The 23,605-nt window shown below is 53.7% G+C and carries 27 protein-coding genes; 7 read left to right on the top strand and 20 right to left on the bottom strand.

What is annotated here, in order from left to right:
* Positions 1-58: 58 nt before the first annotated feature.
* The 4 genes from NSQ24_RS16345 to NSQ24_RS16360 all read right to left on the bottom strand — a co-directional run bounded on the left by NSQ24_RS16345 (position 59) and on the right by NSQ24_RS16360 (position 2,934).
* On the bottom strand, positions 59-841 hold the full coding sequence (locus NSQ24_RS16345) for a C39 family peptidase (RefSeq protein WP_227277745.1): 783 nt from the start codon (positions 839-841) through the stop codon (positions 59-61).
* Positions 842-908: 67 nt separating this feature from the next.
* A complete protein-coding gene (locus tag NSQ24_RS16350; protein ID WP_003386106.1) occupies positions 909-1,259 on the bottom strand; it encodes a YolD-like family protein in 351 nt (116 codons plus the stop codon).
* Positions 1,256-1,696, bottom strand: coding sequence for a hypothetical protein (locus NSQ24_RS16355; protein ID WP_003386107.1), 441 nt, complete (start codon positions 1,694-1,696; stop codon positions 1,256-1,258). Before NSQ24_RS16355 ends, NSQ24_RS16350 begins: the two co-directional genes overlap by 4 nt.
* Entirely contained in the window at positions 1,693-2,934 is a 1,242-nt protein-coding gene (locus NSQ24_RS16360; RefSeq protein ID WP_122958698.1) for a DNA polymerase IV, read from the bottom strand. The genes NSQ24_RS16355 and NSQ24_RS16360 overlap by 4 nt, the downstream gene beginning before the upstream one ends.
* 241 nt (positions 2,935-3,175) lie before the next feature.
* Here NSQ24_RS16360 and NSQ24_RS16365 point away from each other — a divergent pair, with 241 nt between their 5' ends.
* Positions 3,176-3,673, top strand: coding sequence for a GNAT family protein (locus NSQ24_RS16365; protein WP_024982903.1), 498 nt, complete (start codon positions 3,176-3,178; stop codon positions 3,671-3,673).
* Positions 3,674-3,931: 258 nt separating this feature from the next.
* Here the strand turns inward: NSQ24_RS16365 and NSQ24_RS16370 are convergent, their stop codons facing one another.
* The 4 genes from NSQ24_RS16370 to sdaAB all read right to left on the bottom strand — a co-directional run bounded on the left by NSQ24_RS16370 (position 3,932) and on the right by sdaAB (position 9,446).
* The gene (locus tag NSQ24_RS16370; RefSeq protein WP_003386112.1) at positions 3,932-5,527 is read right to left on the bottom strand and encodes a hypothetical protein; all 1,596 of its coding nucleotides are present in this window, start codon (positions 5,525-5,527) and stop codon (positions 3,932-3,934) included.
* 284 nt (positions 5,528-5,811) lie between these two features.
* Complete coding sequence (gene recG / locus NSQ24_RS16375) at positions 5,812-7,866, bottom strand: ATP-dependent DNA helicase RecG (RefSeq protein ID WP_339166219.1); 2,055 nt, start codon at positions 7,864-7,866, stop codon at positions 5,812-5,814.
* Positions 7,867-8,754 carry an L-serine ammonia-lyase, iron-sulfur-dependent, subunit alpha gene (gene sdaAA / locus NSQ24_RS16380; protein ID WP_122958697.1) on the bottom strand — a complete coding sequence of 296 codons (888 nt, stop codon included), beginning with the start codon at positions 8,752-8,754 and terminating at the stop codon, positions 7,867-7,869. It abuts the gene before it with no gap.
* A gap of 26 nt (positions 8,755-8,780) precedes the next feature.
* Positions 8,781-9,446, bottom strand: a complete 666-nt coding sequence (gene sdaAB / locus NSQ24_RS16385) for an L-serine ammonia-lyase, iron-sulfur-dependent subunit beta (protein ID WP_024982905.1) — start codon at positions 9,444-9,446, stop codon at positions 8,781-8,783.
* Between the two features lie 193 nt (positions 9,447-9,639).
* On the opposite strand from sdaAB, the gene NSQ24_RS16390 reads away from it, so the two are divergent.
* The 3 genes from NSQ24_RS16390 to NSQ24_RS16400 all read left to right on the top strand — a co-directional run bounded on the left by NSQ24_RS16390 (position 9,640) and on the right by NSQ24_RS16400 (position 12,159).
* Entirely contained in the window at positions 9,640-10,716 is a 1,077-nt protein-coding gene (locus tag NSQ24_RS16390; protein WP_327985783.1) for a hypothetical protein, read from the top strand.
* A gap of 2 nt (positions 10,717-10,718) precedes the next feature.
* Complete coding sequence (locus tag NSQ24_RS16395; protein WP_339166223.1) at positions 10,719-11,954, top strand: amidohydrolase family protein; 1,236 nt, start codon at positions 10,719-10,721, stop codon at positions 11,952-11,954.
* A 76-nt stretch (positions 11,955-12,030) separates the two neighbouring features.
* Entirely contained in the window at positions 12,031-12,159 is a 129-nt protein-coding gene (locus NSQ24_RS16400) for a hypothetical protein (RefSeq protein ID WP_255320315.1), read from the top strand.
* Positions 12,160-12,184: 25 nt separating this feature from the next.
* Here the strand turns inward: NSQ24_RS16400 and NSQ24_RS16405 are convergent, their stop codons facing one another.
* The 4 genes from NSQ24_RS16405 to NSQ24_RS16420 all read right to left on the bottom strand — a co-directional run bounded on the left by NSQ24_RS16405 (position 12,185) and on the right by NSQ24_RS16420 (position 15,861).
* Positions 12,185-12,694: a GNAT family N-acetyltransferase gene (locus NSQ24_RS16405; RefSeq protein WP_339166225.1), complete on the bottom strand. Its 510-nt coding sequence runs from the start codon at positions 12,692-12,694 to the stop codon at positions 12,185-12,187.
* A gap of 179 nt (positions 12,695-12,873) precedes the next feature.
* The gene (locus NSQ24_RS16410) at positions 12,874-13,728 is read right to left on the bottom strand and encodes a DegV family protein (protein ID WP_003386119.1); all 855 of its coding nucleotides are present in this window, start codon (positions 13,726-13,728) and stop codon (positions 12,874-12,876) included.
* Positions 13,729-13,778: 50 nt separating this feature from the next.
* On the bottom strand, positions 13,779-15,482 hold the full coding sequence (locus NSQ24_RS16415) for a DAK2 domain-containing protein (protein ID WP_339166228.1): 1,704 nt from the start codon (positions 15,480-15,482) through the stop codon (positions 13,779-13,781).
* A gap of 13 nt (positions 15,483-15,495) precedes the next feature.
* Positions 15,496-15,861, bottom strand: a complete 366-nt coding sequence (locus tag NSQ24_RS16420) for an Asp23/Gls24 family envelope stress response protein (protein ID WP_003386122.1) — start codon at positions 15,859-15,861, stop codon at positions 15,496-15,498.
* Positions 15,862-16,262: 401 nt separating this feature from the next.
* On the opposite strand from NSQ24_RS16420, the gene rpmB reads away from it, so the two are divergent.
* Positions 16,263-16,451: a 50S ribosomal protein L28 gene (gene rpmB / locus NSQ24_RS16425; protein WP_003386124.1), complete on the top strand. Its 189-nt coding sequence runs from the start codon at positions 16,263-16,265 to the stop codon at positions 16,449-16,451.
* Between the two features lie 99 nt (positions 16,452-16,550).
* Here the strand turns inward: rpmB and spoVM are convergent, their stop codons facing one another.
* From spoVM to NSQ24_RS16455, 6 genes are all read right to left on the bottom strand, one after another.
* The gene (gene spoVM, locus NSQ24_RS16430; RefSeq protein ID WP_003386125.1) at positions 16,551-16,634 is read right to left on the bottom strand and encodes a stage V sporulation protein SpoVM; all 84 of its coding nucleotides are present in this window, start codon (positions 16,632-16,634) and stop codon (positions 16,551-16,553) included.
* A gap of 21 nt (positions 16,635-16,655) precedes the next feature.
* On the bottom strand, positions 16,656-16,832 hold the full coding sequence (locus tag NSQ24_RS16435) for a hypothetical protein (protein ID WP_024982910.1): 177 nt from the start codon (positions 16,830-16,832) through the stop codon (positions 16,656-16,658).
* Positions 16,833-17,011: 179 nt separating this feature from the next.
* Positions 17,012-17,572 carry an energy-coupled thiamine transporter ThiT gene (thiT, locus tag NSQ24_RS16440; RefSeq protein WP_171505986.1) on the bottom strand — a complete coding sequence of 187 codons (561 nt, stop codon included), beginning with the start codon at positions 17,570-17,572 and terminating at the stop codon, positions 17,012-17,014.
* A gap of 168 nt (positions 17,573-17,740) precedes the next feature.
* The gene (locus NSQ24_RS16445) at positions 17,741-18,463 is read right to left on the bottom strand and encodes an amino acid ABC transporter ATP-binding protein (protein ID WP_172921146.1); all 723 of its coding nucleotides are present in this window, start codon (positions 18,461-18,463) and stop codon (positions 17,741-17,743) included.
* The gene (locus tag NSQ24_RS16450; RefSeq protein WP_003386128.1) at positions 18,456-19,115 is read right to left on the bottom strand and encodes an amino acid ABC transporter permease; all 660 of its coding nucleotides are present in this window, start codon (positions 19,113-19,115) and stop codon (positions 18,456-18,458) included. The genes NSQ24_RS16445 and NSQ24_RS16450 overlap by 8 nt, the downstream gene beginning before the upstream one ends.
* A 69-nt stretch (positions 19,116-19,184) precedes the next feature.
* Complete coding sequence (locus tag NSQ24_RS16455) at positions 19,185-20,006, bottom strand: transporter substrate-binding domain-containing protein (RefSeq protein ID WP_003386129.1); 822 nt, start codon at positions 20,004-20,006, stop codon at positions 19,185-19,187.
* A gap of 392 nt (positions 20,007-20,398) precedes the next feature.
* Here NSQ24_RS16455 and NSQ24_RS16460 point away from each other — a divergent pair, with 392 nt between their 5' ends.
* Both NSQ24_RS16460 and NSQ24_RS16465 read left to right on the top strand, forming a co-directional pair.
* The gene (locus tag NSQ24_RS16460; RefSeq protein ID WP_338463417.1) at positions 20,399-21,529 is read left to right on the top strand and encodes a M20 family metallopeptidase; all 1,131 of its coding nucleotides are present in this window, start codon (positions 20,399-20,401) and stop codon (positions 21,527-21,529) included.
* 50 nt (positions 21,530-21,579) lie between these two features.
* Positions 21,580-22,005 carry an RDD family protein gene (locus NSQ24_RS16465; RefSeq protein ID WP_003386131.1) on the top strand — a complete coding sequence of 142 codons (426 nt, stop codon included), beginning with the start codon at positions 21,580-21,582 and terminating at the stop codon, positions 22,003-22,005.
* 65 nt (positions 22,006-22,070) lie between these two features.
* On the opposite strand, the gene rpe is transcribed toward NSQ24_RS16465, so the two are convergent.
* Together rpe and rsgA are read right to left on the bottom strand one after the other, a co-directional pair.
* Entirely contained in the window at positions 22,071-22,718 is a 648-nt protein-coding gene (rpe, locus tag NSQ24_RS16470; RefSeq protein WP_003386132.1) for a ribulose-phosphate 3-epimerase, read from the bottom strand.
* Complete coding sequence (gene rsgA, locus NSQ24_RS16475; protein WP_003386133.1) at positions 22,712-23,602, bottom strand: ribosome small subunit-dependent GTPase A; 891 nt, start codon at positions 23,600-23,602, stop codon at positions 22,712-22,714. Before rsgA ends, rpe begins: the two co-directional genes overlap by 7 nt.
* Positions 23,603-23,605: the final 3 nt, after the last annotated feature.

Genomic DNA, 23,605 nt, shown 5'->3' on the forward strand with positions numbered 1-23,605 from the left:
ACACAACTTTTCACCGCGGGCCGCTGTTTTTCGCTGTTTGTCCTTGTCCTCCCTATTTTTACCGATAGGTGACCGCTTGTTTTCCCAATGCTTCCCAACTGTTCTTCAGCGCCTGGTGAGCTACTCTCCGCTGTTTTTTTACTGTCAGCGGATCGTTGACATAGGCGTAAGTCTCATCGTATCCGACCAGCAGTACGGCATGCTCGTCAAAAGGAACCACGATCTGTTTGCCGTCGCTGTCCCAGTACTCCCACTCAGTCGGCGGCGTAAAGTCTCCGGTCGCCCATATGACTACGGGATACCCTGCGGCTACACTGTCCAGCAGCGTTTCGTAGCTTTCTCCAGTCAGATTGACCGTCCGCTCCCCCATATAATGCCGAAGCAGTTCCTCCAGCGGTTTATTGTAGACGGCAAAGCCTTTTTTCTTTCCTGTCATATCCCCGACAAAGCCTTCAGCCGGATCCCCCCATTTTTTGATATCGCCATTTTGCTGAACGATCGGTTCCGGCTCCTTTTTAACTTGCCGGGCCAGTGTCATTTTATCTACGGAATGACCGGCATGCTGCAGCAGCATCGCCAAGCTCGTCACCTCGCAGCCGTTCTTTAATTCCGGATTTTGCGCGATAACGGGAATATCCAGCATCGCTTGAGCGGGTCTGGCTGTATTTGTATGCAAGGCCAGCGGTGCCGGAATCGCTGATTGTTCGCTGCTTGGGTGCTTGCTGCTTAGTCGCTCGCTGCTTGGAACAGGCTGGGATTGTTCGGTTTGCGGCGCTGCTGCACCGCATCCCGTCAGCAAAACTCCCCATGCCGTCAGAGTGGCAATGGCCGTTTGTCTCACGGAATTGATCCCCTTCGATTTTATCCACAGGATGCCCTGGAGTCGTGCAGTCCATGTACAGACTCTCTCAGGAGATCGCTTCCAACTCTACCGCAAGCAGGCTGGAAAAGGGAATCCAGACGGTCTTCTTATCCGTGTGCAGCTTTATCTTTTTTAATGCCTGATCGACGTGGGCGATTTTCCCCGCCAAACCGCAAGCACTTTTTCCATCGTAATACGTCAGCACGACACCCTGACCTGTTTGCAGTGCCTCCCAGATACGCCCGCTTATTTCAGCCATCTGCTCCTCGTCGAGCCCAGGCGGCACATAACGAAGCTCTTCCGCTTTGATCCTGATGTACATCTCACGGTGCTCCGGCAGCACAAAACGGCTTGCCACAAACAAATTATCCCGTTTGGAAACGCGCTTTTCCCTCATGTCCTTCTCTCCTCTTTGCTGACTGCGCCTTGTTCTTCCTCTCGCCTCTGAAACATTGCTCGCGGTTCATCCGCAAAGGATTTCGGCCTTGCCGTCATCCAGGAGCGGGCCAATTCCTGACACTCGGAGCGAAGCACTTCGATGGAATAGACCGCTTCCCTGACATATCCGCGATGTCGGTACTGTACCACATAGGTGCCATCCTGCCGGGTCGCCGTCAGCAAAATGCAGCCCATCTGCCGAAGCCGGCGCCGCAACTGATGATGCTCCCGCTCTGCCCAGCGGGACAGCTCCTGAAAAAACCAGTCGTACGAAATTTTGAAGGGAACGGTCCGCCCCTTTCCCATATCGACCATCGCAACCCGAAACAACAGGCCAAACAACACGTACAAGCGGACCAGTTCTTGCTCTTCCTCAGCGTCCTGCCTCTCCGTCATTTATAGTGCCCCCCGATCTTGCGAGCACGCTCACGAGCCTGCCCGGCTCCCGACATGGAAGCGGCACGCAAAATCGCATCCGCTCCGTAGCGATTGCGGATATCGTCTACAGCTCGGGCAAGTGAACGCTGCTTCTGAGTATCGGTAAAGAGGTTGAGCTGAACCACGTTGTCAGGCACCAGCTGCTCCAGACTGACGCCGACGCTGCGAACAGGGGTTTCCTGCCAGTGCCGGTCAAACAGGCGGCAGACAGCTTCGTAAAGCGTCATCGCGTCATTGGTCGGCTCCGGCAGCTTGAGCTGACGTCCAAATCCTGTCGGCACGTCAAAGTCGGCTCCCCGGCATCCAACCGATACCACCCAGCCCATCAGCTCTTTGCTGCGGGCCCTGCGGCATACCTCTTCACACAGCTCAAGCAGCACCACCTTGATGTCAGCAGCTGTATGGTAGTCGCGCGGCAGCGTCATGTGGTGACCGATCCCCTTCTGGGTATCATGCGTACGAGGCGAAACGGGCGAGTCATCCATGCCGTGCGCCGTACGCCACAGCACCTCCCCATTGACGCCCCAGCGCCGGGTCAACACAGCGGGCGAGAGCTGCGCCAGCTGCCCGATCTGGTATACGCCCATGCGATGAAAATGCCGTTTCATCCGCGAGCCTACTCCAAACAATTTTTCAATCGGCAGCTTCCAGAGCGTCTCTGCAAGCTCCTCCCGCTTCAGCCAGAAAATGCCTTCCTCCCGCTTCTTGGCGAAATTGTCGCACGCCATTTTGGCCAGCACCTTGTTTTCTCCAATACCGACCCGTGAATGTACTCCTGTTTCCAAGCGGATGCGCCGCTGGATCTCCTCTGCGATTTTCCACGGACCTCCAAACAGCCGGACACTTCCCGTCACATCCAAAAACTGCTCGTCGATGGAATACGGCTCCACCAGATCGGTAAACGACTCGAATATGCGAGTAATTTGTACAGCCACACGGATATAGGTCTCCATCCTCGGGCGAACCACGACCAGATGGCGGCACTTTTGCTGAGCCTGCCACAAGGCTTCTGCCGTGGTGACGCCGTACGACTTGGCAATCGGGCAAGCAGCGAGGACCACCCCGCTTCTTCGTTCGGGATCGCCTGCTACGACGATCGGTTTGTCGCGCAGCTTCGGCTGAGCCGCTTTTTCGATACTGGCATAAAAGCTCTGCATGTCAGCGAGAAAAATAATCCGTTTGTTGTCATGAGCCATTACAACCATCCCCTGAATAGGAACAAATGTTCCCGTTTCATTTCTGTTCTTATTATAGCAAACAGATGTTCGCTTTTATACCATGTACTTTTAAAAAAGGGCTGGAAATTGAAGGAAGTCGCCTGACAGGAGAGAAATTAGTAAGCATCAAAAGCGAAGGAACCGGTGGAGCGCCCGGATGGACATCCCGTAACGAGCAGCAAGCCGGATCAGGAGCTTCACGAGCAGAAAGGAGAAAAGGATGGACATTCGTCTGCGTCCCACTGCATTGGCAGATATACCGTATGTATACGAAACCGAACAGATGGAGGAAAACCGCGCTTACATCCTGCCGTGGGAGAGCACGCGGCATGAGCAGTCTCTCGCAAACCCGGATATCCGCCATTTGATTGTAGAAGATGCGAAGAAGGGGAACAGCGTGGGATACGTGATCCTGGCCGGACTGGCCAATCCGCACGCGAGTATCGAATTCATGCGGATTACCATCTCCGAAAAAAGAAAAGGATACGGGCGCAAGGTGCTGCAGGAGATCAAAAGGCTGGCTTTTGACGAGTGGGGGGCCAACCGCCTCTGGCTGGACGTCAAGGAGGAAAATCGACGAGCGCTTCAGCTCTACCTGTCGGAAGGCTTTATCATGGAGGGAAAATTGCGGGAGTGTCTCAAAACGAACGATCGGTACGAATCGCTGATTGTCCTCTCCATGCTGGCACGCGAGTACAAAAGCTGGACGCAAACTTGACTGAACGGAGTTATACGCCAAAAGCAAAGATAATGGTGCAAAAGATGAAGGTGCAAGGAAACGCAAGCCGGGAAGAAAAGGAAAGTGGAGACTCTCGTGCTTGCAAAATGCTTGCCGGGTGGTGGAATTAGCGAATATAGCACCATCCGCTAATTCCACTTGCCGACCGTTTTTCTCGTCTTGCAGAATTCAAGCTGGTCTTCACATAAGAGGTGCGCTGTCTACCAAACTGTCTCCATCTGGGAAAGGCTTTCCTGCTCAGTGCGGCTGAAGGTCGCCGCTGCTCAGCAAGTACAGCCACTGACCGTCAGCGCTTGCACCGATAAAGCTGATTCCGAAGGAGAGGTCTGTGATCAACGTGTCCGTCTTTCGCTGGTCAGCGTCAAAAGCCATAATGTCCATCGCGACCGCGTGCCCTTCCGCGTTCTCTTTATGTCTCGCAAACAAATACCGGTGACTGTTTGGGAGCCACAACCCTTCTCCCTGGAAATCCATCAGGTGCTCCTTTCCTTTAAACAGCCCCGCATTCCAATACATCTGATACATCCCGTCATCGGTTTGCGTATAGCCAGCCCAAGCATCTCTCGGAACAGGCGGGTTCCACGCGCTGACCTTTTCCGTCTTCCAGTCATAGCGGTAACGCAATTGGTCGAAGGAACTACGGCTCTGCCGCATCGCAAAAGTGAACTGCCGCCCGTCATCATCAAAGGAAATGGGGATGACATCTCCGTACATTTCATCGATAGGCACAAAGCCTTTCAGCGCACCGGTCAACCGCTGCTTTTCTCCGGTTTCCAGATTCAGCAGCAGCAGGTCCAGATTTTGCTCCTGGTCTTTGGGCCCAACAGCCATGATCAGCTTTTTTCGGTCATGGCTAAAGTCGGCTCCGTGAACGAATTCCCCTATCTCGACGGGAACCGCAGTTTCACTGACAGGCATGTTTTGCCCCTCTTGCGGTGCCGCATAAAAAAAGCCGCGCCGGTCGGCAACAAATGCGCCTTCCCCCCGGTAACTGGTGGTCAGCTCCACTGGATAGCGAGTCAGCTCGTTCGTCTGCCTGTCATAGATCCCGTACAGGAGGGGATGCCGCGCGTCGCATTCGCAATATTCCGTATACCGCCTCAAGAGCAGATATCGCTGCTCAGGGTCGAGAAAAGAGTCGCTATGATACGAGCCGGGATACCCGCTGATCTGCTCCCGCACCTTTCCATCCAGGCTCACCTTCCACAATTGGTTGGGAGCAAGAACAACAGCCAGGAAGCCAGGGGGTTCCGACAGAACATGGCCGCTGGCGGTGCGTGCGCCTTTTACATCCAATACATACTCCTTTATTCCGTCTTCCGGCTGTACTCTCGTCCTGGGTGTCGCCCGGAGGTGAAGCTGTTTATCATGGACCCAACGGAACTCCAGGTCGGGCTCGATAAACCATTCCTCGGCAGACGCCTTCTCTTTTATCCGCGATTCAATCGCTTCTACCACACTGCTTCGGTCCATCGCCTGACGAAAGAACAACGTAAATGTCTGCGGTCCACTACCAACCGGAGTCCTGATCGGAGATTGCAGTACCGGCTCCTCATCCAGTCGGATCACAACATCTGCTTTCATCGATGCATAGTCAAACGGAATCTCTGCTGGATTCCACTCGGCGGAGGAAGGCGTTGGCGGATGCCCGGAGGAGGAATTCGGGGTTGTCCCCGGAGTTGTACTCCCAGGTGGCGCTTGTGATTCCGGCTGTTGATTTCCGCCGCTGCCGGATGGCGGTGTGCCTGTGCTTGCGGCAGGAACACATCCGGTTAAAAGCAATGTGCCTGCGAGAAGCAGCGCGAATGCCTGTAAGCGTTTCATCTGAACCATGATTTCGCTCCTTTGACTTCTTAACAATATTTCCCTGTAAGACGTAGGAAAGCGTGTTTCGTTTCAGCCATACGGCCGGGACTGGTGGGAATTACAGCGGAATTGGCTTGAGTTGGCAGCATCACAACTCATCTAGCATCACAACTCATCTTATGCTGTCCCGCTTGTTTGATCCTTCGATAAACAAAGTTCATTCCAACAAAAAACGCCCTTCCGAGTCCATTCACTCGAAAAGGCGCAGTCGTCTAGCTGCCTTCTGTCCGGGACGTTTTGGCTGACGACGATCAATCAAAGACGATCCCGTCCAAAACACCTTCCCGCTTCAGATAACTGCGAAGCCAGACGTATTCCTTGTTTTTCCAAAACTCTTCCTTCTCTACCAAAGCAGCCGTCTCCTGGCGAGCCACTTCCAATGCCTTGAAATCGCTCATCAGATCGGCCACCTTAAATTCAGGCAAGCCGCTTTGCTTTGTCCCGAAAAAGTCGCCGGGACCGCGCAGTTCCAAATCGCGGCGCGACAGTTCGAAACCGTCTGTCGTTTCGCACATAACGCGCATCCGCTCTTTTCCGATCTCCGATTTGGGATCGGCGATCAGCACGCAGTACGATTGCTCCGAGCCGCGGCCAACACGGCCTCTGAGCTGATGCAGTTGGGCAAGCCCAAACCGCTCCGCATCATAAATGATCATGAATGTCGCGTTTGGGACGTTTACCCCTACCTCTACCACGGTCGTCGAAACCAGCACCGCATACTCCCCGGAAAGAAAGGCCTGCATCACCGCATCCTTTTCCTTTGCTGGCAGGCGCCCGTGCATAAGACCGACCCCGTACTCAGGAAATACCTGCGAGAGCTGAGCATGAACGTCAATCGCATTTTGCACGTCCAGCTTTTCCGACTCCTCGATCAACGGGCAGATGACATACGCCTGCCTGCCTTTCACGAGTTCCTCTCGCATTTGCTCCAGCACCTGGTGAAACTGCTCATGCTTTTTCCACGTAGTCTCGATCGGCTTGCGCCCCGCCGGCATCTGGTCGATCGTGGAGACATCCATGTCACCGAAGGCGGAAATCGCCAGCGTGCGCGGGATCGGTGTGGCCGTCATGAACAACACGTCGGGAGTAAGGCCTTTGTTTCTCAAAATGCGCCGCTGCTCCACCCCGAAGCGATGCTGCTCGTCCGTGATTACCAGGCCGAGCTTTGAGAAAAACACATCCTCCTGAATCAGGGCATGAGTCCCGACAACGACGTCAATCAAGCCCATCTGCAAGGCTCCGATCACCTCGCGACGCCGTTTGGCTGTAAGCGAGCCGGACAGCAGCGCCACCTGGATGCCGTGCGGGGAAAGAAGCCCTGTCAGCGACTGGACGTGCTGCTCAGCCAAAATCTCTGTCGGCACCATCAAAGCGCCCTGAAAACCCGCTTTGACTGCCGCAAACAAAGCGATGGCCGCGACTACGGTTTTTCCCGAGCCGACGTCCCCTTGAAGCAGCCTGTTCATTGCGTACGGCGAACGCATATCGGTGAGAATCTCCTTGATTACCCGCTTTTGTGCATCCGTCAGCGGGAACGGCAACAACTTCACAAAGGTGCGCAATTCCTCCATCGGAATTTGCAGAGCCGTCCCTTCGGTCTGCTCCCGGGCAATCCGGCGGAGCGCCTGCATTTTCAATTGGAATAAAAAAAGCTCTTCAAACATGATCCGCCGCCGCGCCTGGCGTCCGTTCTCGGCATCCTGCGGAAAATGGATCGACCGAATCGCGTCAGGCCGGGGCATGAGCCGGTAGCGACTGACGATATCGGTCGGCAGAATCTCCGGGATTTGCTCGCCGTACTGGCGAAGCGCCTGCTGGATCGTTTTTCGCAAAAGCGTATGGGTCACATCTCCGCCGAGCGGATAAATGGGTGCCAGTTCCCCTCTCTTTTGTGCCCGGTCGGAGTCGGTTTCGGTCATTTCACTGACGGTGATTTGCAGCTTGTGCTTGTCCCACTTTCCGGTCACGAGAATTTCTTTTCCCGGAGAGAGCCTGCTTTTCACGAATGTCTGGTTGAACCAGACCGCCGTCACCACCACTCTGTCCATGACCAGCTTGACGGAGATACGCGATTTTCGCTTGCCGTAAAAGCGAACAGAGGGTTCGCCGTAGACCGTGCCTGCCAGCGTTACCCTCTCTCCGTCCTTCACCTCTGTCAAATCGCGGACGCGGTAGTCCTCATAGCGGCTCGGGAAATACTCCAGCAGCTCCCCCACAGTCTCAATGCCCAAACCTGCGAAAGCTTTGGCCCTCTCCTCGCCTACCCCATGCAAGAGCGAGACGGGCGCGTCGTACCATTCGTTCATTTACTTTTTCTCCAGCTGCACACCGAAGATTTTGGCCTCGATCTGGCGTCCGGTCTGCGTCGCGGCCAAACCTCCCTGTGCTGTTTCCTTGAGGGTAGTCGGCATGGAGCAGCCAATCCGGTACATCGCTTCAATCACTTCGTCAGTCGGCACCACACTCTTGATCCCTGCAAGCGCCATATCGGCAGCTACGGTTGCGATCGCGGCCCCCATCGCGTTCCGTTTGACACAGGGAACCTCTACAAGTCCGGCCACGGGGTCGCAAACGAGACCGAGCATGTTCTTCAGGGCGATGGCGACAGCCTGAGCCGACTGTTCCGGCGTACCGCCTGCCATCTCGACAATCGCAGCGGCAGCCATCGAGGTCGCCGAGCCCACTTCCGCCTGGCAGCCGCCGGCAGCACCGGAAATAAACGCGTTATTGGCAATGCAGTAGCCAATCGCTCCGGCAGTAAAGAGGTAGTTGACCATCTCCTCGCGCGTCGGCTTCAGCTTGTCTGATACGGCAAACAAGGTACCTGGCACAATTCCGCAAGCACCTGCCGTCGGCGTAGCCACAATCGTGCCCATCGCCGCGTTTACCTCGTTAACAGCGACCGACATGGAGACGGCATTGAGCAGGGTGGGGCCAGACAGAAACGGCTTTGTGCGCATGTACTCCTGCAGTTTTTTCGCATCGCCGCCAGTCAGTCCGCTGTGCGAACGGATGTCTTCCGTCAGTCCGCGCCGGACGGCTTTTTCCATCACGTCCAGATTCGTGTACATATCCGTTAAAATGGTCTCGCGAGTCCGCTGGGAAACCTCCATCTCCGCCTCAATCATCACCTGCGAAATTTTTTTCCCTTGGGACTCAGCCAGTTCTACCAATTCTGCTACGTTGCGAAACATGTCCTGTTCACTCCTCTCCTCCCGCTTTACTGTAAAGAAAGCAGTGAGACATCAAAAATATACGGGATGTTCCCGATTTCCTCCAGCACCTCTGGCAGGACGACAGAATCCGTCTCGATCGCCATCAGCGCGCGTGACCCGCGGTCGTGCCGGGAGACTTCCATCAGTCCCACGTTGATTTTATGCTGCGTGAGCACCTTGGCTACGCCGGCGATCATTCCGAAGCGGTCTTCGTGCAAAACCATCAGTGTCGGCGTATCGAAGCCAAGCTGGAAGGCAAAGCCGTTGAGCTTGGTTACCTCGATCTTGCCGCCCCCGATGGAAACACCGACTACCTCCACATCCTTCTCATCGTCGCTCAAGCGAATCCGCGAAGTGTTCGGGTGACCGGTCAATTCTTCGGAAGTGTTGATCACAATATCGATACCCAGGTCTTTGGCAATCTGCAGGGAGTCCTTCAGCCGCAGATCAAACGTATCAAAATCAAGAATGCCCGCGACTGTCGCGACATCGGAGCCATGCCCTTTATACGTTTTGGCAAAGGAACCGTAAAACGTGATCTCCGCTTTTTTCGGCTGTCTGCCAAAGAGCTTGCGGGCTATCCGCCCGATCCGGGCAGCACCGGCTGTATGGGAGCTTGAAGGTCCGACCATGACTGGACCGATAATGTCAAATACACTTTTATATTTCACCCGGTTCTCCTCCTGAATGCAAAGGGGTTCTCCACCTTGAAAGGTTCACTCTCATTTTATCTTACCGCCTCTGAAAGCGCTACAGGTTCCTCTCATTGAAACTGGGCCATCACCCATTCCTGCGGCAGCTCATATACTGCAGCACGGAGCATGATTGTGCAAGCGCGATTTGACCAGGAAAGGAGCGAGCAAGATGAGCGAACGGAAGGACTCCGGAAGAAGAAAATGGACAGGCGTGGAATATCTCGGCATTTTCCTTGTTTTGTCGTCTCTGGCTTCCCTGTTGTTCTGGCCGCATGCGCTGGCCGGCCTGTTCGATGCCATTATCAAAAAAGTATTTCCGATTGTTGTCGACATTTTCCTCACGGGGGAAGTGGGAATTGCCGTCATTGTCAGCGTCATCGTCGGAAGGATGCTGGAACGGCTCGGGTTTACAGATGCGCTGTTCCGCGTATTTGCTCCTGTCATGAAATGGCTGTCCATAAATCCTGCCGTCATTATCCCGAGTGTCTACAATATTCTCGGTGATATCAATGCCGCCGGGCGGATCGCCGGTCCGATCCTGATGCGGGCAAAAGCGACAAAAGCGGAACAGAAAATCGCTGTCGCCACGATGATTCAGTCCCAGCAATCATTCGCCACGTTCATGATCGGACTGATCGCTCTCGCCGCCACCGGAGCCGCTGTTTTTCCGGTCGTACTGCTCTCGATCTTTGTCCCGCTGATCCTCGTTCCCTGGCTTCTGTCGAAGACAATCTACCGGGATACCCGGACAGTAGAGCTGGAGGAGCTTCCGCGTTTTACTCCCGGCACCGCTTACCTCAAAACGGTCTTTGACGCTGCCAAAGAGGGAACGGAACTGCTCTTGCTGGTCATTATCCCCGCGGTTGCTGTCGTATTTGGGGTCATCGGCCTGTTGGAATACATTGGCGTTTGGCAACCGATCGAGAACGCTTTTACCCTGCTGCTCTCCGCTTTGAGCATCGAGCCTGCGACAGGCATGCTGTCCCTTTTGGCCAGTCCCACGCTGGCGATGGCTGAGCTGCAAAAAATCGCCGCGAGCATCGACCCGCGCCTTGCTGTCGGTTCCTTTGTCCTCGCCTCCTCGGGACTGCCCTTGTCAGTGATCTTCGGACAGGTTCCTGCGACATGGGCGGCCCATTCCGACTTGACGGAGCGTGAAGCGATGGCAGCCGCTGTCATCGGCATGCTCATGCGGCTCGTCACTGCTTTTGTGATCGGATACTTTGTGACGCCTTGGGTGGTGTAAACATGAGCGGAACGTATATGATCAGGGCCAAGAAGCTGGTGACCGTAACCGAAAAAGGCAGTATCAACGACGGAGCCATGCTTGTGAAAAACGGGCTGATCGCTGACATTGGCCCCTGGGAGAAGCTTTGGGTAGAGCATCGGGCGAATGGAGTGGCTTTGCTCGACTGCCGGGACTGGGTCATTGCCCCTTCGCTGGCGGACTGCCATACCCACCTTTTGGAGTTCGCTCCCGGATCACTGTTTCCGGTAACGGAAGAAACACATGGAGCCGCCGGCATGTCGCTTCTGCTCAAGGCACTGTCCTGCGGGATTACGGCCCTTGGGGAACAAATTTGCGGGCATCCAAAGTGCGGCTTCGACCTCGCTTTTTATCGTCGTCTCGCTTCCTTTGTGCCCATCGATGTCTGCTTTTCTCTGTCCAGTATCTCGATTGGATTTTCGCAGCTTGCTCATTTTACTGCGGCTACCGGCCCCCATCCGGTCGAGAGGGAGCGCTTAGCTGCCCCTGAGATCGTACAAGTGCTGGCGGGCGAGAGCGAATACCCGGGAGAGAATCTGTTTCTCAACGCCACACCGGCCAATTTCAAGCCGGAGGAGGTCCCTCGGGCGGGCGAGATCATTTATGAACAGAGCGAATTGACCCGGGTCGTCGATGCTTTCCACCGATCGGGCAAATCGATTGGCGTTCATGTCGGCGGCGAAGAAGCGATCCGTATGGCCCTTGCTGCAGGAGTGGATGTGCTTCATCACGCTCACGGGATTACCGAGCAGCAAATTATCGAAGCTGCCCAAAAGAACATAAAAATAGTCGCGACTCCGCTGGGCGGCACACATGAACTGCCGAATTCCCCGGAGCAAATCAGCCGCTTGGTTCAGGCCGGGGTGACCACCGCCATTTCTACCGATGCCTACTTGCCTCCACACGAGCAGGCCTCCTGGCTTTCTTTTCCGGATCGGGAATTAAAGGGGCCGGAGACGCTGATGGCCATCGCCCAGCCTGCGATGAAGCTTTTGCAAAAGCAAGGGTATGGGGAAAACGAGATCCTCTCGCTCATCACCCGCAATCCAGCAATGGTCCTTGGGAAGGAAAAGCGTTACGGCAGTTTGGGAAAGGGACTGGAAGCGAATTTTCTGGTGACAGCAGGTGTGCCTGGACTGGAGATAACCTCCGAAGAGGACATCAGGCAGGTGTACTATCGCGGGGTGAAGGTAATTGATCGTATCGGAGAAGGCTGATTGAGCTGGTAGCGCAGAACCTCATCCCGGTATGGGAAGGGAAACAGGCAGAAGAGACAGTTCGGGTGGCGTCTGCTTGAGACACCCAGAATTGGGAATCGTCACGCTGGATCTGTCAGAAGTCAAGCGGATTAAAGAGCAGTACCCGTTTATCTACATGGAGAGCCGTCGGGCAGACATTTATAAAGCGAATCACTTGGTATAGAAACTGATGGGGAGGCTAGGCACTTTCAGCCTTGCCGCGTTAGAGAATACAGCGCAATGCTTTTCCCGTTGAACACGATTTCACGTTCAAAGTTCATGCCTATTTTCCGCGCTACCTTCACTGAGCTATGATTGTCAAATTGGATGAGCGAGATCAGCCGCTTTTTTCCCAGATGAGACAGGCCGAAATTCCGCAAGGCCAGGGCAGCTTCGGACGCATAGCCTTGTCCCCAATGCCTTCTCGAGATCCAATACCCAACCTCTGTCTCTTTGCGCTCATCGACGAGCTGGGGAACAAGTCCTGCGTACCCAATCAGTTCACCATCAGACTTCCTTGCCACGACCATCAGTCCAAGCCCCTGCTCCTCTTCATAGCGGTTCATCCACATGCGCAGCCGTTCGGCGGTCTGTTCTCTGGTCCAGACATTCCCTTGACCGATATACCGCATCACCTCCGGATCACCTGTCATCGACATCAAAAAATCCAGGTCCTCTGCTGTATACGGACGAAATACAAGACGCTCTGTCGCCAGCATGCAAATACACCCTCCTTGTTTTTTCAAACATGCTCATCGTGTAAATGACAGTCCCCCTGTTTTCCAGAGCATATGGTCCGCAACTGCCATGCAGCGCCGCAACATGTACCGGGAGAGCACAGGACCGTATAAAAACCTCCTCGAAGCACACGAGGAGGTTTTTCTTTCGAAAAGGACGTCTATTCTTTTACCATCACAAATCCGAGCAATCCCGGGCCTACATGGGTACCGATTACCGGGCCGATCTCCAGCAAGAAAGACTCGGTCACCTGAAACTCCTGCTTGATCGCCGCCAAATGCTCCGCCGCTTGATCAGGTACGGCGCTGTGCAGCATCGCTACCTTCACCGGCTGGTCTGAGGCGTATTCCTTCAATGCTTCCTTCACACGGGCGATCGCTTTTTTGGTCCCTCTTACTTTGTCAAAAGCAGCTACGTACCCCGCAGGGTCCAAGGTCAGAATCGGTTTAATGTTAAGCAAGGAGCCGATGACCGCAGAAGCCTTGCCAATGCGGCCACCCTTTTGCAGAAACTCCAGCGTGTCAACGATGAAATAGACCTGCACTTCATCGAGAAAACGATCGATCATGTCGAGTATCTGCTGCTTGCTCTTCCCTTCGCGCGCTGCTTTGGCCGCTTCGACACAGAGCATGCCGTAAACAAATGAAGCTTTACGCGAATCAATGACGGTGATATCAAGCTGTTCTTCCATCATCGATTGTGCGATGACGGCAGACTGATACGTACCTGAGAGCGAACCGGAGAGCATGATGGCGATGATTTGGACATCTTTGCCGTGCTGCTCCCGAATTTGTTTGTACGTTTCAGCAAAGTCGAGCGGGGATGGTTGAGATGTGGTCGGCATCACATCCGTATGCTTCAATTTTTCAAAAAACATGGCAGATGTAATGGAGACCCCGTCCAAATACGTTTCTTCTCCAAACATCACCTTCAGCGGAACTGCTACGATTCCGAGCGACTCCCGCAGCTCGGAATCGATGTCAGCCGCACTGTCCGTTACGATCACAATGGACATCTACACAACTCCTCTCCAGGGAAGCGAGTCAAAAGCGCAGCCCTCTATGACTACTCTACAGCGAAAATAAACGGATAAAGCGGCTGTCCGCCCTCGTGGATTTCCACGTCCACGTCCGGGAAAGCTTCATCCAACGCCTGTGCGAGTTCGTCCGCTTGATTCTCTTCAGCGCCTTCCCCGATAAAAATCGTCACGATGCCAGTCTCGTCATCGACAAGCTGGAACAGCAGTTCCTTTGCGATCGCCATCATATCCGGGCCGGATGAGACGATCTCTTTTTCAGCAATGCCGATAAAGTCTCCCTGCTTGATCTCGACATCGCCCATTTTCGTATCGCGAACCGCATGGGTTACCATGCCTGTTTTCACTTGTTCGATAGAAGCAGTCATTGCCTGCTGATTGGCCTCCGGAGACGCGCCTGCGTTAAAAGCAATCAGCGCAGCCATCCCCTGCGGAATGCTCTTGGACGGAACAACCGTAACGGACTTGTCCGTCAGCTCGGCCGCCTGCTTCGCCGCCATCACAATATTGCTGTTGTTCGGCAAAATAATAATCTCGTCTGCATGCAGCCCGTCAATCGCGGAAAGGAAGTCTTCCGTACTCGGATTCATCGTTTGGCCGCCTTCCACGACTACGTGAACACCCATGCTGCGGAAAATATCGGCCAGTCCAGGACCAGCCGCAACAGCAATCAATCCATAGGGCTGAGCGGCTGCTGCCGGAGCAGTTTCAGCAGGCACCTGTGCGGCCGCTTTCCGCTCCTCCTCGCGAAGGATGTTGCCGTGCTGTTCCCGCATGTTTTCGATCTTGATCCGATGCAGGCTGCCAAACTGCTGTGCGTATTGGAGCACGCTGCCGGGGTGCTCGGCATGTATATGTACTTTGACCATATCATCGTCAGAGATGACTAACAGAGAATCCCCCATCTGATCGAGCTGGGTACGGAATGCCGCTTCTGAAAACGGCTTTTTGTTGGCTTCCGTGCTATGCGTCAGCCAAACCATAAACTCTGTACAGTAGCCAAAATGAATGTCCTCTGTTTTCATATGGACTTGTGCATTGTGGTGCTCGTGAACCAGTTCTTCCATATCGAGCGAAGCAATCGATGGCTTCGCTTCCTTGACCTGATCCGCCGTTTCACCGCGAAGCGCACGGATGAAGCCCTCGTATACAAAGAGTAGTCCCTGTCCGCCCGAATCCACCACGCCTACTTCCTTTAGGACGGGCAGCATGTCGGGTGTGCGCAGCAGCGTCTCCTGGGCCTGCTCATAGGTTCTTTCCATGACGAAGAGAACATCGTCTGTCGTGCGTGCCGTCCGTACAGCTGTTTCGGCCGCTTCTCGGGCTACAGTGAGAATCGTGCCCTCAACCGGCTTCATCACTGCCTGGTAGGCGGAATCTACTCCGGCCTTTAACGCTTCGGCAAACTGGCGGGCGTTAATCTCGTCTTTTCCGTTTACCGCTTTGCTGAATCCGCGAAACAACTGGGAGAGAATCACGCCGGAATTCCCCCTCGCTCCCATCAGCAGACCTCTGGCAAGAGCGGCCGCAGACTCTCCGATCTTGGGAGATTCCTTTCGTGCAAGTTCCTCTGCTCCCGATGTGAGCGTCAAATTCATGTTTGTCCCCGTGTCACCATCTGGAACGGGAAAGACGTTTAATCCATCCACCACTTTGGCGTTGCTGGACAGGAGCCTCGCCCCCAGATAAACCATCCGGCTAAACAGCACGCCGTCAAGACGCGTATGTACCAACTGATGTTCCTCCTTACGTATCCCTGTCTGTACGGACTCCCTGTACAAAAATATTAACTGCTGTCACATCAATGCCTACCATCTGCTCCAAGGTGTAGCGAACGCGTCTTTGAACATTGCCGGCAACCTCAGAAATTTTCACGCCGTAAGTGACGATAATATGCATGTCCAGAATGACTTCACCGTTCTGGTTATGGACGACTACCCCTTTGCTGAGGTTGTCTCTGCCCAGCATCTCGGCAATTCCGTCTTTGAGCGCTTTGCGTGAAGCCATGCCGACCAGGCCGAACACTTCCATGGCGGCGCCTCCAGCGATCCGCGCGATCACATCTTCTGTCACATCGATTTTACCAAGAGGTGTGCTCATTTCCACTGTCATGCAAGGACTCCTCCTTTTTTCAAACGGCATCGCCGTCTATTGTAACAGTAACCGTACCAGTAAGCATGTACGACATTGCCACCATCCATACCGCATAGATCTGCTCCGATATCCACTCACCTATTGCAAAGTGCGTGTACAAAAAATGCCGCTTGTCAAAAGAACTTCTTCGATTGAAGAAGCAGCAACCCAATGCATTTCCATGCTTCTCCCAATTTTACACTATCAATAGGTAGAAATGAAGCGTTTTGTCGAATGACCCCCAAAACAGAAGGAGAATGGCTTTTCCTCATGTCAAGTATTGCAATTGACAGGGGCGTATGCTAAGATAAGCAAGTGTTTGTATTATCTAAACAAAACAAAGTATCCCGTTTATATGCATCTGAGGGAGGTGGATCGTAATGGCACGTCGCTGCTTTGTAACTGGCCGTTCTGGCAAAACTGGTAACGCTCGCTCCCACTCCATGCGCGCAAATCGCCGCAAATGGGGTGTTAACGTACAAAAAGTGCGCATTCTCGTAGATGGTAAACCGAAGCGCGTTTATGTAAGCACTCGAGCGCTGAAATCCGGTCTGGTAACTCGCGTATAGTTTCGCGTTTCAACCGAACATCAGTAAAAAAAGCACCCACGAGGTGCTTTTTTGCTTTTCTGCTGCTTCCCCTGCTTCGACTGAAGGAGACCGCTGCCTTCATTTCTTCTTATTAAATGCCTCGATGACAGCGCGAATCATGCCACCTATAAACTTCGGCAACTTGATGGTGTAAAACCGCATGACTACCCCTCCTTACCGAAATTACTTCTTGTGATACAAATACCAGCCGGCCCCGATGAGTCCTACCGCCAACAGGCTATACCAAACCCATGGAGGTGCCGAGTACAATAGAATGGTAATACCTCCGACAGCCAATGCCACCCCGAGAACACGTCGCAAGGCGCCCCCCTGTCGCAGGCGAAAGGAGCGCAATCCCATTTCATGCCGCACCTCCTTCGGGCGTTCTTTCGAAACGTGCATATTACATCTTATTCCGCTCTGGGATAAACATGTGTCTCACCTTGTCGAAACAAAAAAAATTCAGGCAACATTTCGCTGCCTGAATACTCTATGCGGCACCAGCCGCCAATATGCGTGTTTCTTTGGTAAAAGCTTCGTTACGCCAGTCTGTTTCGCACCGGGAACAAAAGCTGAGGCGCACCCGACATGACGACGGTCAAAACAATCCCTGTGATGATCATTTCCGGGAGCAGATAGGTGATGTTGTAGACGAAGGAGTACAGCGCAGCCGGCATGCCCTCTGGCGCATATTCGCCGAACCAGATCACCCCGGAGAGAAAGTGACAGACAAACCGTCCGATCACGCCGACGAACAGGACGCTCCACAGAGCCATAACCTTGTTCGTACGCTTCTCGATCGCAGACAGGCGGACAAGCCCTGCCAGTCCCAGAGCGCCGAATGCGACCGGATAATCGAGCAGCAGCTGGACCGGATGAACGTAACCGCTGCCAAAGAAGGTTTGCAGTACACCAACCAGGATACCGCATGTCACTCCCGGCAAAAGGCCGCGACGCACCGCGAGCAGCGCGATCGGCACCATCACGAGGGACACAGATCCCCCTTGCGGCATTTGAAATACCTTGATCTCGCTGAATACAAGAGCGAGCGCTGTCATCATCGCCATTTCCAGCAAGATAAGCAATCGTTGCCTAGACATTTGTTTCTACACTCCCTTTTCATTTGTAAAAAGGCAATACCGAATATAAATAGCAGAATACACCAATAATTACTCGGCTCAACCTGATTCTAGCCCAAGGCCGAATGTCTGTCAAAAAAGAAAACGCTTCGCAGCCCCAAGGCTCCGAAGCGTAAAAACCACTCGTTGTTACAGCATTTTTTCCAAAAACTGCTTGGCCCGCTCGCTTTTGGGATTCGAAAAGAACTCGCTCGGCGGCGCATCCTCCACCAATCTTCCTCCGTCAAGAAAACAGATGCGGTCGGCGACCTCGCGGGCAAAATTCATCTCGTGCGTCACGATCGCCATTGTCATCCCCGTATCGGCAAGTCCCTTCATGACATCCAATACCTCTTTGACCATTTCCGGGTCGAGCGCCGATGTCGGCTCGTCAAACAGCATGATTTGCGGTTCCATCGCCAAGGAACGGGCGATCGCAACCCGCTGCTTCTGTCCGCCGGAAAGACGATTCGGGAAGACATCCGCCTTGTTGGACAGCCCGATACGAGCGAGCAGCTCCCTTGCCTTGGCTTCCGCCGCCGCTTTGGAGAGTCCCTTGACCTTGACAGGAGCGTACGTGAGATTGTCCAGCACGCTCATGTGCGGAAACAGGTGAAAATGCTGAAACACCATGCCGATCTTTTGGCGTATGCGCATCACATCCGCTTTCGGATCCGTAATGGCTTGCCCGTCGATGACGATCGTTCCCTTTGTCGGGGTCTCCAGCAGGTTCATGCAGCGCAAGAGCGTCGATTTGCCGGAGCCGGATGGACCGATGATCGCCACCACGTCACCGCGGCCGATCTCAGTGGAGATGTCGTGCAAAACATCGAGCGAGCCGAAAGACTTGCTCACATTCTGAATCTTAATCACTGCGTCTCATCCTCCTCTCCAGCACACGCGCCACCCAAGTGAGCAGCATGACCATGACGTAATAGAGCAAGCCCGCCAGAAGGTACGGCTCAAAGTAGCGGAAGATCGTCCCTTTGACGATATTGGCGTTCTGCATGATGTCCGCAAGGCCGATCGTAGATACAAGTGCCGATTCCTTCAAGAGCGCGATCGTTTCGTTTACCAATGCAGGCAGGATGTTTTTCACTGCTTGCGGCAAAATGATATCCGTCATCATTTTGCGGTACGGAACGCCGAGAGCTTTGGCAGCTTCCCATTGCCCCTTGTCTACGGCCATAATTCCGCCGCGGATCGTCTCGGAGATGTACGCCCCGGAGTTGAGCGTAAAAGTCAAAACGGCGGCTTCAAACGCTGAAATGTTGTAGCCTGTAATCTGCGGCGTGGCAAAGTAGACGAACGTCAGCTGCAGGATGAGCGGCGTGCCGCGAAAGACAGACGTATATGCGACCGCAAATCCTTTCAGCAGACGAATGTTGGAAATTTTGATGAGTGCCAGCAAGGAGCCCCAGATAAAACCGAACACGACCGACAGAAGTGTTACCTGTAATGTGACCTTTATCCCGTTTACTATAAAGGGGATATAGGGCACAATTTGTGCAAAATCCAAACTCATGCCCTTTCGACTCCTTTTCGAATAAAACTGCGCTGTCTAGACCGGGAACAAGGCCCTTCTGTCAGCTGATTATTGGCCGAACCATTTGTTGATCAGCTTGTCCATCTCGCCGTTTTCCTGCATGGTCTTGATCACCTTGTTGAACTCTTCCACATGCGGAGAACCCTTCGGGAATGCGATAGCGGAGCCGTTAACCTCATCGCTTTGGATGGTGGTGAACTGCAGTTCCGGATTCGCTTCCACATAACCCTTGGCTACAGTATCCTCCAGGATCGCTGCATCCACACGGCCTGTTTTGACTTCTTCCACGATCTCACCGGTTTTGTTCAGCGAAACGATCTCCAGACCTTGGATGGTCTTTTGCAGTTCCTTGGCCGCACCTTCCTGAATGGAGCCGGTTTGTACGGTGATCTTTTTGCCCGCAAGCTGCTCCGGCTTGGTCAGATTGCTCTCCTTTTTGGCGACAATCGTATTTTTCGCATCATAGTAGATCGTCGAGAAGTCGGCGTTCTGCAGACGCTCAGGCGTTGGGGTCATGCCTGCCATGACGAAATCGGCGCGCTTGGTCTGAAGCGCCGGTACCAGTCCGTCAAAGTTCATGTCGACCACTTCGATTTCATAGCCGAGCTCTTTTCCAATGTACTTGGCAATGTCGATGTCAAATCCGACGATCTCGTCCTTCCCGCTGGACAAATCGTGAAATTCATACGGTTTGTAGTCAGCAGATGTAGCCATGACCAGCTTCTTTCCGCCTCCTGCGGCTTGTCCGGCAGAATCCTGGCCTGCAGGCTGCTGTGCAGTGCCCGGCTGATTTCCTGTGCCGCAGCCAGCCAGTACGGCTACAGCCAAAAGAGAAGAAAGTGCAAGTGAAGCGAGTGCAGATTTTTTCATGATGAATCCCCCTTCGTCATCTTGTATCTGTTGAATCGTTTTACAAAAAACATAAGTGCAAAACTGTTTGTAACAAGGAATAAAAAGAACTTTGCCCAACAACTAATATTTATACAATGAAATGAGTATTTTAATCAATACTAAAATTATTTCGCTGAATATTTATAAAATTCACATAGAAATATGGACATCATTTCTGATCCGCGATTCATGACAGCTGGTTCTTGTTGTTTCGGTACGAGCTTGTCTCTTTTTCTCCATTTCACTTTAAAGCGAAATGAAAAAGATGATAGATAATGAACAAATTTACAGAAAAAAAGAATCATTCGTCAGCGCTTTCTGGCATAATGAATAGGATCAAAAACAAACATACAATCACAGGAGGATGGAATATGACTGCGAACTGGACAGCATACTTCCGCGATCAGCTGCCAGACATCCTGGAGGAGCTTCGCCGTTATGTGGAAATGGAGTCGCCTACACACAACAAGGAGGCCGTAGATCGGGTAGGCGCATTCATTGCCGACCGTTTCCGGGCCCTCGGCTGCCGGGTGGATACATATCCGCAACATGAGTACGGAGACCAGCTGCGCGTGGAATACGGTGAGGGCGAGGAGCAAATTCTTGTTCTCGGTCACTTCGATACGGTCAAAGAGATTGGCAGCTTGAGCCGCGAGCCGTGGCGGATCGAGGACGGCAAGGTTTACGGGCCGGGAACATACGATATGAAAGCGGGAATTGTCTTTTGCTACTACGCATTGCAGGCCATCATCGAGCAAAAGCTGCCCCTCTCCCGCAAGCTCGTTTTCTTCTGGAATACGGACGAAGAGACAGGCAGCCTGTCTTCAGAGGAGCTGATCAAGGAAGAGGCCAAACGGAGCCGGTGCGCGCTAGTAATCGAACCGGCAGCCGGTGACGGTTCCCTCAAGACAAGCCGAAAAGGCGGCGGAGAATTTTTGCTGAAGGTCAAGGGCCGGGCCGCACATGCTGGGAATGACCATGCCAAAGGAATCAATGCGATTGAAGAATTGGCCCATCACGTGCTGACGATTCAATCCTGGACGAATTACGAGGCTGGTACCACCCTTTCCGTCGGAACCATCCAAGGGGGCAGCGTGAGCAACGTCGTGCCGGATTATGCAGAAGCGGTCATTGATGTAAGGGTGTCTACAGCAGAGGAAGCGGTACGGATTACCCGCTTGATGCACCAGCTGCAGCCTGTCCTGCCTGGTGCCGAGCTGATCGTCGAAGGAGGCATCCCGAAACCGCCGATGGAGCGGACAGCCGGGACGGAACATTTGTTTTTCCATGCCCGCGAACAAGCGCGTTTGGAAGGCTTCGATTTGACGGAAACAGGCGTAGGGGGCACCAGCGACGGAAATTTTGCCGCTTCAGTCGGGACGCCCACACTCGATGGTCTGGGACCGAATGGCGATGGTGCCCACGCATCCCATGAGCACGTCGAAATCGACAGCATTCCACAAAAAATCGCTCTCCTGGCAAGATTGTTCACAACCTTGTAATTTTTCCTTTTTGTGCATATAATAGGATAAAAATATAGGAGTGTGACAACATGGAAACAGCAAAACCATTGCCAATTAACCCTGTCGGTTTTTGGCGACGCCTAGGTGCAAACTTGCTTGATGGAATTATTATTGGTGTTCCATTGATCCTTCTCACCTGGTTGATCACAGGAGGCTTGGAGGACAATCTCGTCTCCAATCTGATCTCTACCCTTTACTCCCTGCTGCTGCCAGTATTTTGGTATGGCTATACGGTTGGGAAGAAAATCGTCGGGGTTCGCATTGTGAAAGTAGACGGCAGCCCGGTCGGCATCGGCACGATGCTGCTTCGCCTGATTGTCGGCATGGGACTCGTATACGGTCTTACTTTTGGCATTGCGGCCATCGTCAGCGCCATCATGGTGGGCGTTCGCGAAGACAAACGCGCCATTCACGATTTGATTGCAGGTACGTATGTGACTTCGAACCAGCCATAATACTCTTATCATCAAGTATGCAAAAAGACCGGGAGCTGATGTCCCGGTCTTTTTCGTGCACTTTTTTACCCGCGAATCGCAGCAATGGCCGCTGCCCGATCCGCCTGATTGAACACCGCGCTGCCAGCCACGAGGACTGTCGCCCCCGCTTCTTCGCACAGCCTGGCTGTCTCGGGGTTTACCCCGCCGTCAATTTCGATCTCGACGTGCCCCAAACCGCGCTCGTCCAGCATCCTGCGCAGCTCTCTGATTTTCGGCACGACGCTGTGGATGAACTTTTGGCCGCCGAACCCCGGGTTGACCGTCATGAGCAGAACGATGTCCAGGTCGCCAAGCATCGGTTCAATGGTCGAGACCGGTGTAGCCGGATTCAGGACAACGCCTGCTTTTACTCCCTGCTCCTTGATCAGATGGATCGTTCGATGCAGGTGACGGCAAGCCTCCTGATGGACAGTGATCCAGTCTGCTCCGCTCTTGGCGAATTGCGGGATGTAGCGGTCTGGCTCTTCGATCATCAAGTGGACGTCCAGAGGCAGCGTCGTCACCGGACGAATCGCATCGACGATCAAAGGTCCAATCGTAATGTTGGGAACAAAGTGTCCATCCATTACATCTACGTGAATCCAATCCGCGCCTCCGCGTTCAACATCGCGGATTTCCTCGCCCAGACGGGCAAAGTCTGCGGACAAGATTGAGGGGGCGATTTTTACCATGGTTTGTTCCTCCGTTGGTATTCTTTCAGTTCTTCCCGAAATTGCTTGTAGTGCTCGTAACGCTCCAGGTCGATTTTGCCTTCCTCCAAAGCGCTTTGGACGGCACAGGAGGGTTCGCTGACATGAAGGCAGCCGCGGAACTTGCACTCGCTGCTGAGAGCGGCAAAATCACGGAAGGCCTCAGCCAGATCGAGCTCGTCGATTCCGATGAATTCAAGCGAGCTGAATCCCGGCGTATCCGCTACATAACCGCCGCCCTCCAGCGGAATCAGTTCTACGTGGCGGGTTGTGTGGCGTCCCCTCCCCAGCTTTTGGCTGATATCGCCTGTCTGCAGACTCGTGCCAGGGAACAAGGCATTGATCAGGGACGATTTCCCCACACCGGACTGACCGGCAAAAACAGAGATACGATCACGAAGCACCTCCCGCACCGAATCAATCCCGCGCTCCTGCTTCGTCGAGGTAGGGATGACGCGGTAGCCGATCGCTTCGTACTTGCGAACGATCGCCTCCACATCGCTTTCCGAAGCCTTGTCTGCCTTGGAAAGTACGATTACGGAATCGATGCCTGCATTCTCCGTATGCACGAGAAACTTGTCCAGCAAAAAGGAGGTGAAAGCAGGCTCGACCATGGAAAAAACAAGGACTGCCTGATCCACGTTGGAGATGGGAGGACGAACCAGCTCACTAGTCCGTTCCCCCACTTCCATGACATATCCTTCCGTCTCACTGGTCGGGTCGTACACGACCCAATCCCCGACCAGCGGATTTACTTTGGCTCCTTTTTTCTTGAACAACCCTCGCGCCCGGCATTGGTAAACCCGGTTGCCGTCGTCCACATAGTAGAACCCGCTTAACGCTTTGACGATCCGTCCTTCTGGCATTCA

This window comes from Brevibacillus sp. FSL L8-0520 (assembly GCF_037963895.1).
GTDB classification, from domain to species: domain Bacteria; phylum Bacillota; class Bacilli; order Brevibacillales; family Brevibacillaceae; genus Brevibacillus; species Brevibacillus borstelensis.

What these genes read in the sequence shown, in the direction of transcription:
- NSQ24_RS16395 (WP_339166223.1), top strand. Translation starts at nt 10,719, where the DNA reads ATGAGCGGAACGTATATGATCAGGGCCAAGAAGCTGGTGACCGTAACC.
- rpe (WP_003386132.1), bottom strand. Translation starts at nt 22,718, where the DNA reads ATGGTAAAAATCGCCCCCTCAATCTTGTCCGCAGACTTTGCCCGTCTG.
- rpmB (WP_003386124.1), top strand. Translation starts at nt 16,263, where the DNA reads ATGGCACGTCGCTGCTTTGTAACTGGCCGTTCTGGCAAAACTGGTAAC.
- NSQ24_RS16420 (WP_003386122.1), bottom strand. Translation starts at nt 15,861, where the DNA reads ATGACAGTGGAAATGAGCACACCTCTTGGTAAAATCGATGTGACAGAA.
- spoVM (WP_003386125.1), bottom strand. Translation starts at nt 16,634, where the DNA reads ATGCGGTTTTACACCATCAAGTTGCCGAAGTTTATAGGTGGCATGATT.
- recG (WP_339166219.1), bottom strand. Translation starts at nt 7,866, where the DNA reads ATGAACGAATGGTACGACGCGCCCGTCTCGCTCTTGCATGGGGTAGGC.
- NSQ24_RS16455 (WP_003386129.1), bottom strand. Translation starts at nt 20,006, where the DNA reads ATGAAAAAATCTGCACTCGCTTCACTTGCACTTTCTTCTCTTTTGGCT.
- NSQ24_RS16355 (WP_003386107.1), bottom strand. Translation starts at nt 1,696, where the DNA reads ATGACGGAGAGGCAGGACGCTGAGGAAGAGCAAGAACTGGTCCGCTTG.
- NSQ24_RS16405 (WP_339166225.1), bottom strand. Translation starts at nt 12,694, where the DNA reads ATGCTGGCGACAGAGCGTCTTGTATTTCGTCCGTATACAGCAGAGGAC.
- NSQ24_RS16350 (WP_003386106.1), bottom strand. Translation starts at nt 1,259, where the DNA reads ATGAGGGAAAAGCGCGTTTCCAAACGGGATAATTTGTTTGTGGCAAGC.
- NSQ24_RS16360 (WP_122958698.1), bottom strand. Translation starts at nt 2,934, where the DNA reads ATGGCTCATGACAACAAACGGATTATTTTTCTCGCTGACATGCAGAGC.
- NSQ24_RS16460 (WP_338463417.1), top strand. Translation starts at nt 20,399, where the DNA reads ATGACTGCGAACTGGACAGCATACTTCCGCGATCAGCTGCCAGACATC.
- NSQ24_RS16410 (WP_003386119.1), bottom strand. Translation starts at nt 13,728, where the DNA reads ATGTCCATTGTGATCGTAACGGACAGTGCGGCTGACATCGATTCCGAG.
- rsgA (WP_003386133.1), bottom strand. Translation starts at nt 23,602, where the DNA reads ATGCCAGAAGGACGGATCGTCAAAGCGTTAAGCGGGTTCTACTATGTG.
- NSQ24_RS16370 (WP_003386112.1), bottom strand. Translation starts at nt 5,527, where the DNA reads ATGGTTCAGATGAAACGCTTACAGGCATTCGCGCTGCTTCTCGCAGGC.
- thiT (WP_171505986.1), bottom strand. Translation starts at nt 17,572, where the DNA reads ATGTCTAGGCAACGATTGCTTATCTTGCTGGAAATGGCGATGATGACA.
- sdaAA (WP_122958697.1), bottom strand. Translation starts at nt 8,754, where the DNA reads ATGTTTCGCAACGTAGCAGAATTGGTAGAACTGGCTGAGTCCCAAGGG.
- NSQ24_RS16450 (WP_003386128.1), bottom strand. Translation starts at nt 19,115, where the DNA reads ATGAGTTTGGATTTTGCACAAATTGTGCCCTATATCCCCTTTATAGTA.
- NSQ24_RS16465 (WP_003386131.1), top strand. Translation starts at nt 21,580, where the DNA reads ATGGAAACAGCAAAACCATTGCCAATTAACCCTGTCGGTTTTTGGCGA.
- NSQ24_RS16435 (WP_024982910.1), bottom strand. Translation starts at nt 16,832, where the DNA reads ATGGGATTGCGCTCCTTTCGCCTGCGACAGGGGGGCGCCTTGCGACGT.
- NSQ24_RS16365 (WP_024982903.1), top strand. Translation starts at nt 3,176, where the DNA reads ATGGACATTCGTCTGCGTCCCACTGCATTGGCAGATATACCGTATGTA.
- NSQ24_RS16390 (WP_327985783.1), top strand. Translation starts at nt 9,640, where the DNA reads ATGAGCGAACGGAAGGACTCCGGAAGAAGAAAATGGACAGGCGTGGAA.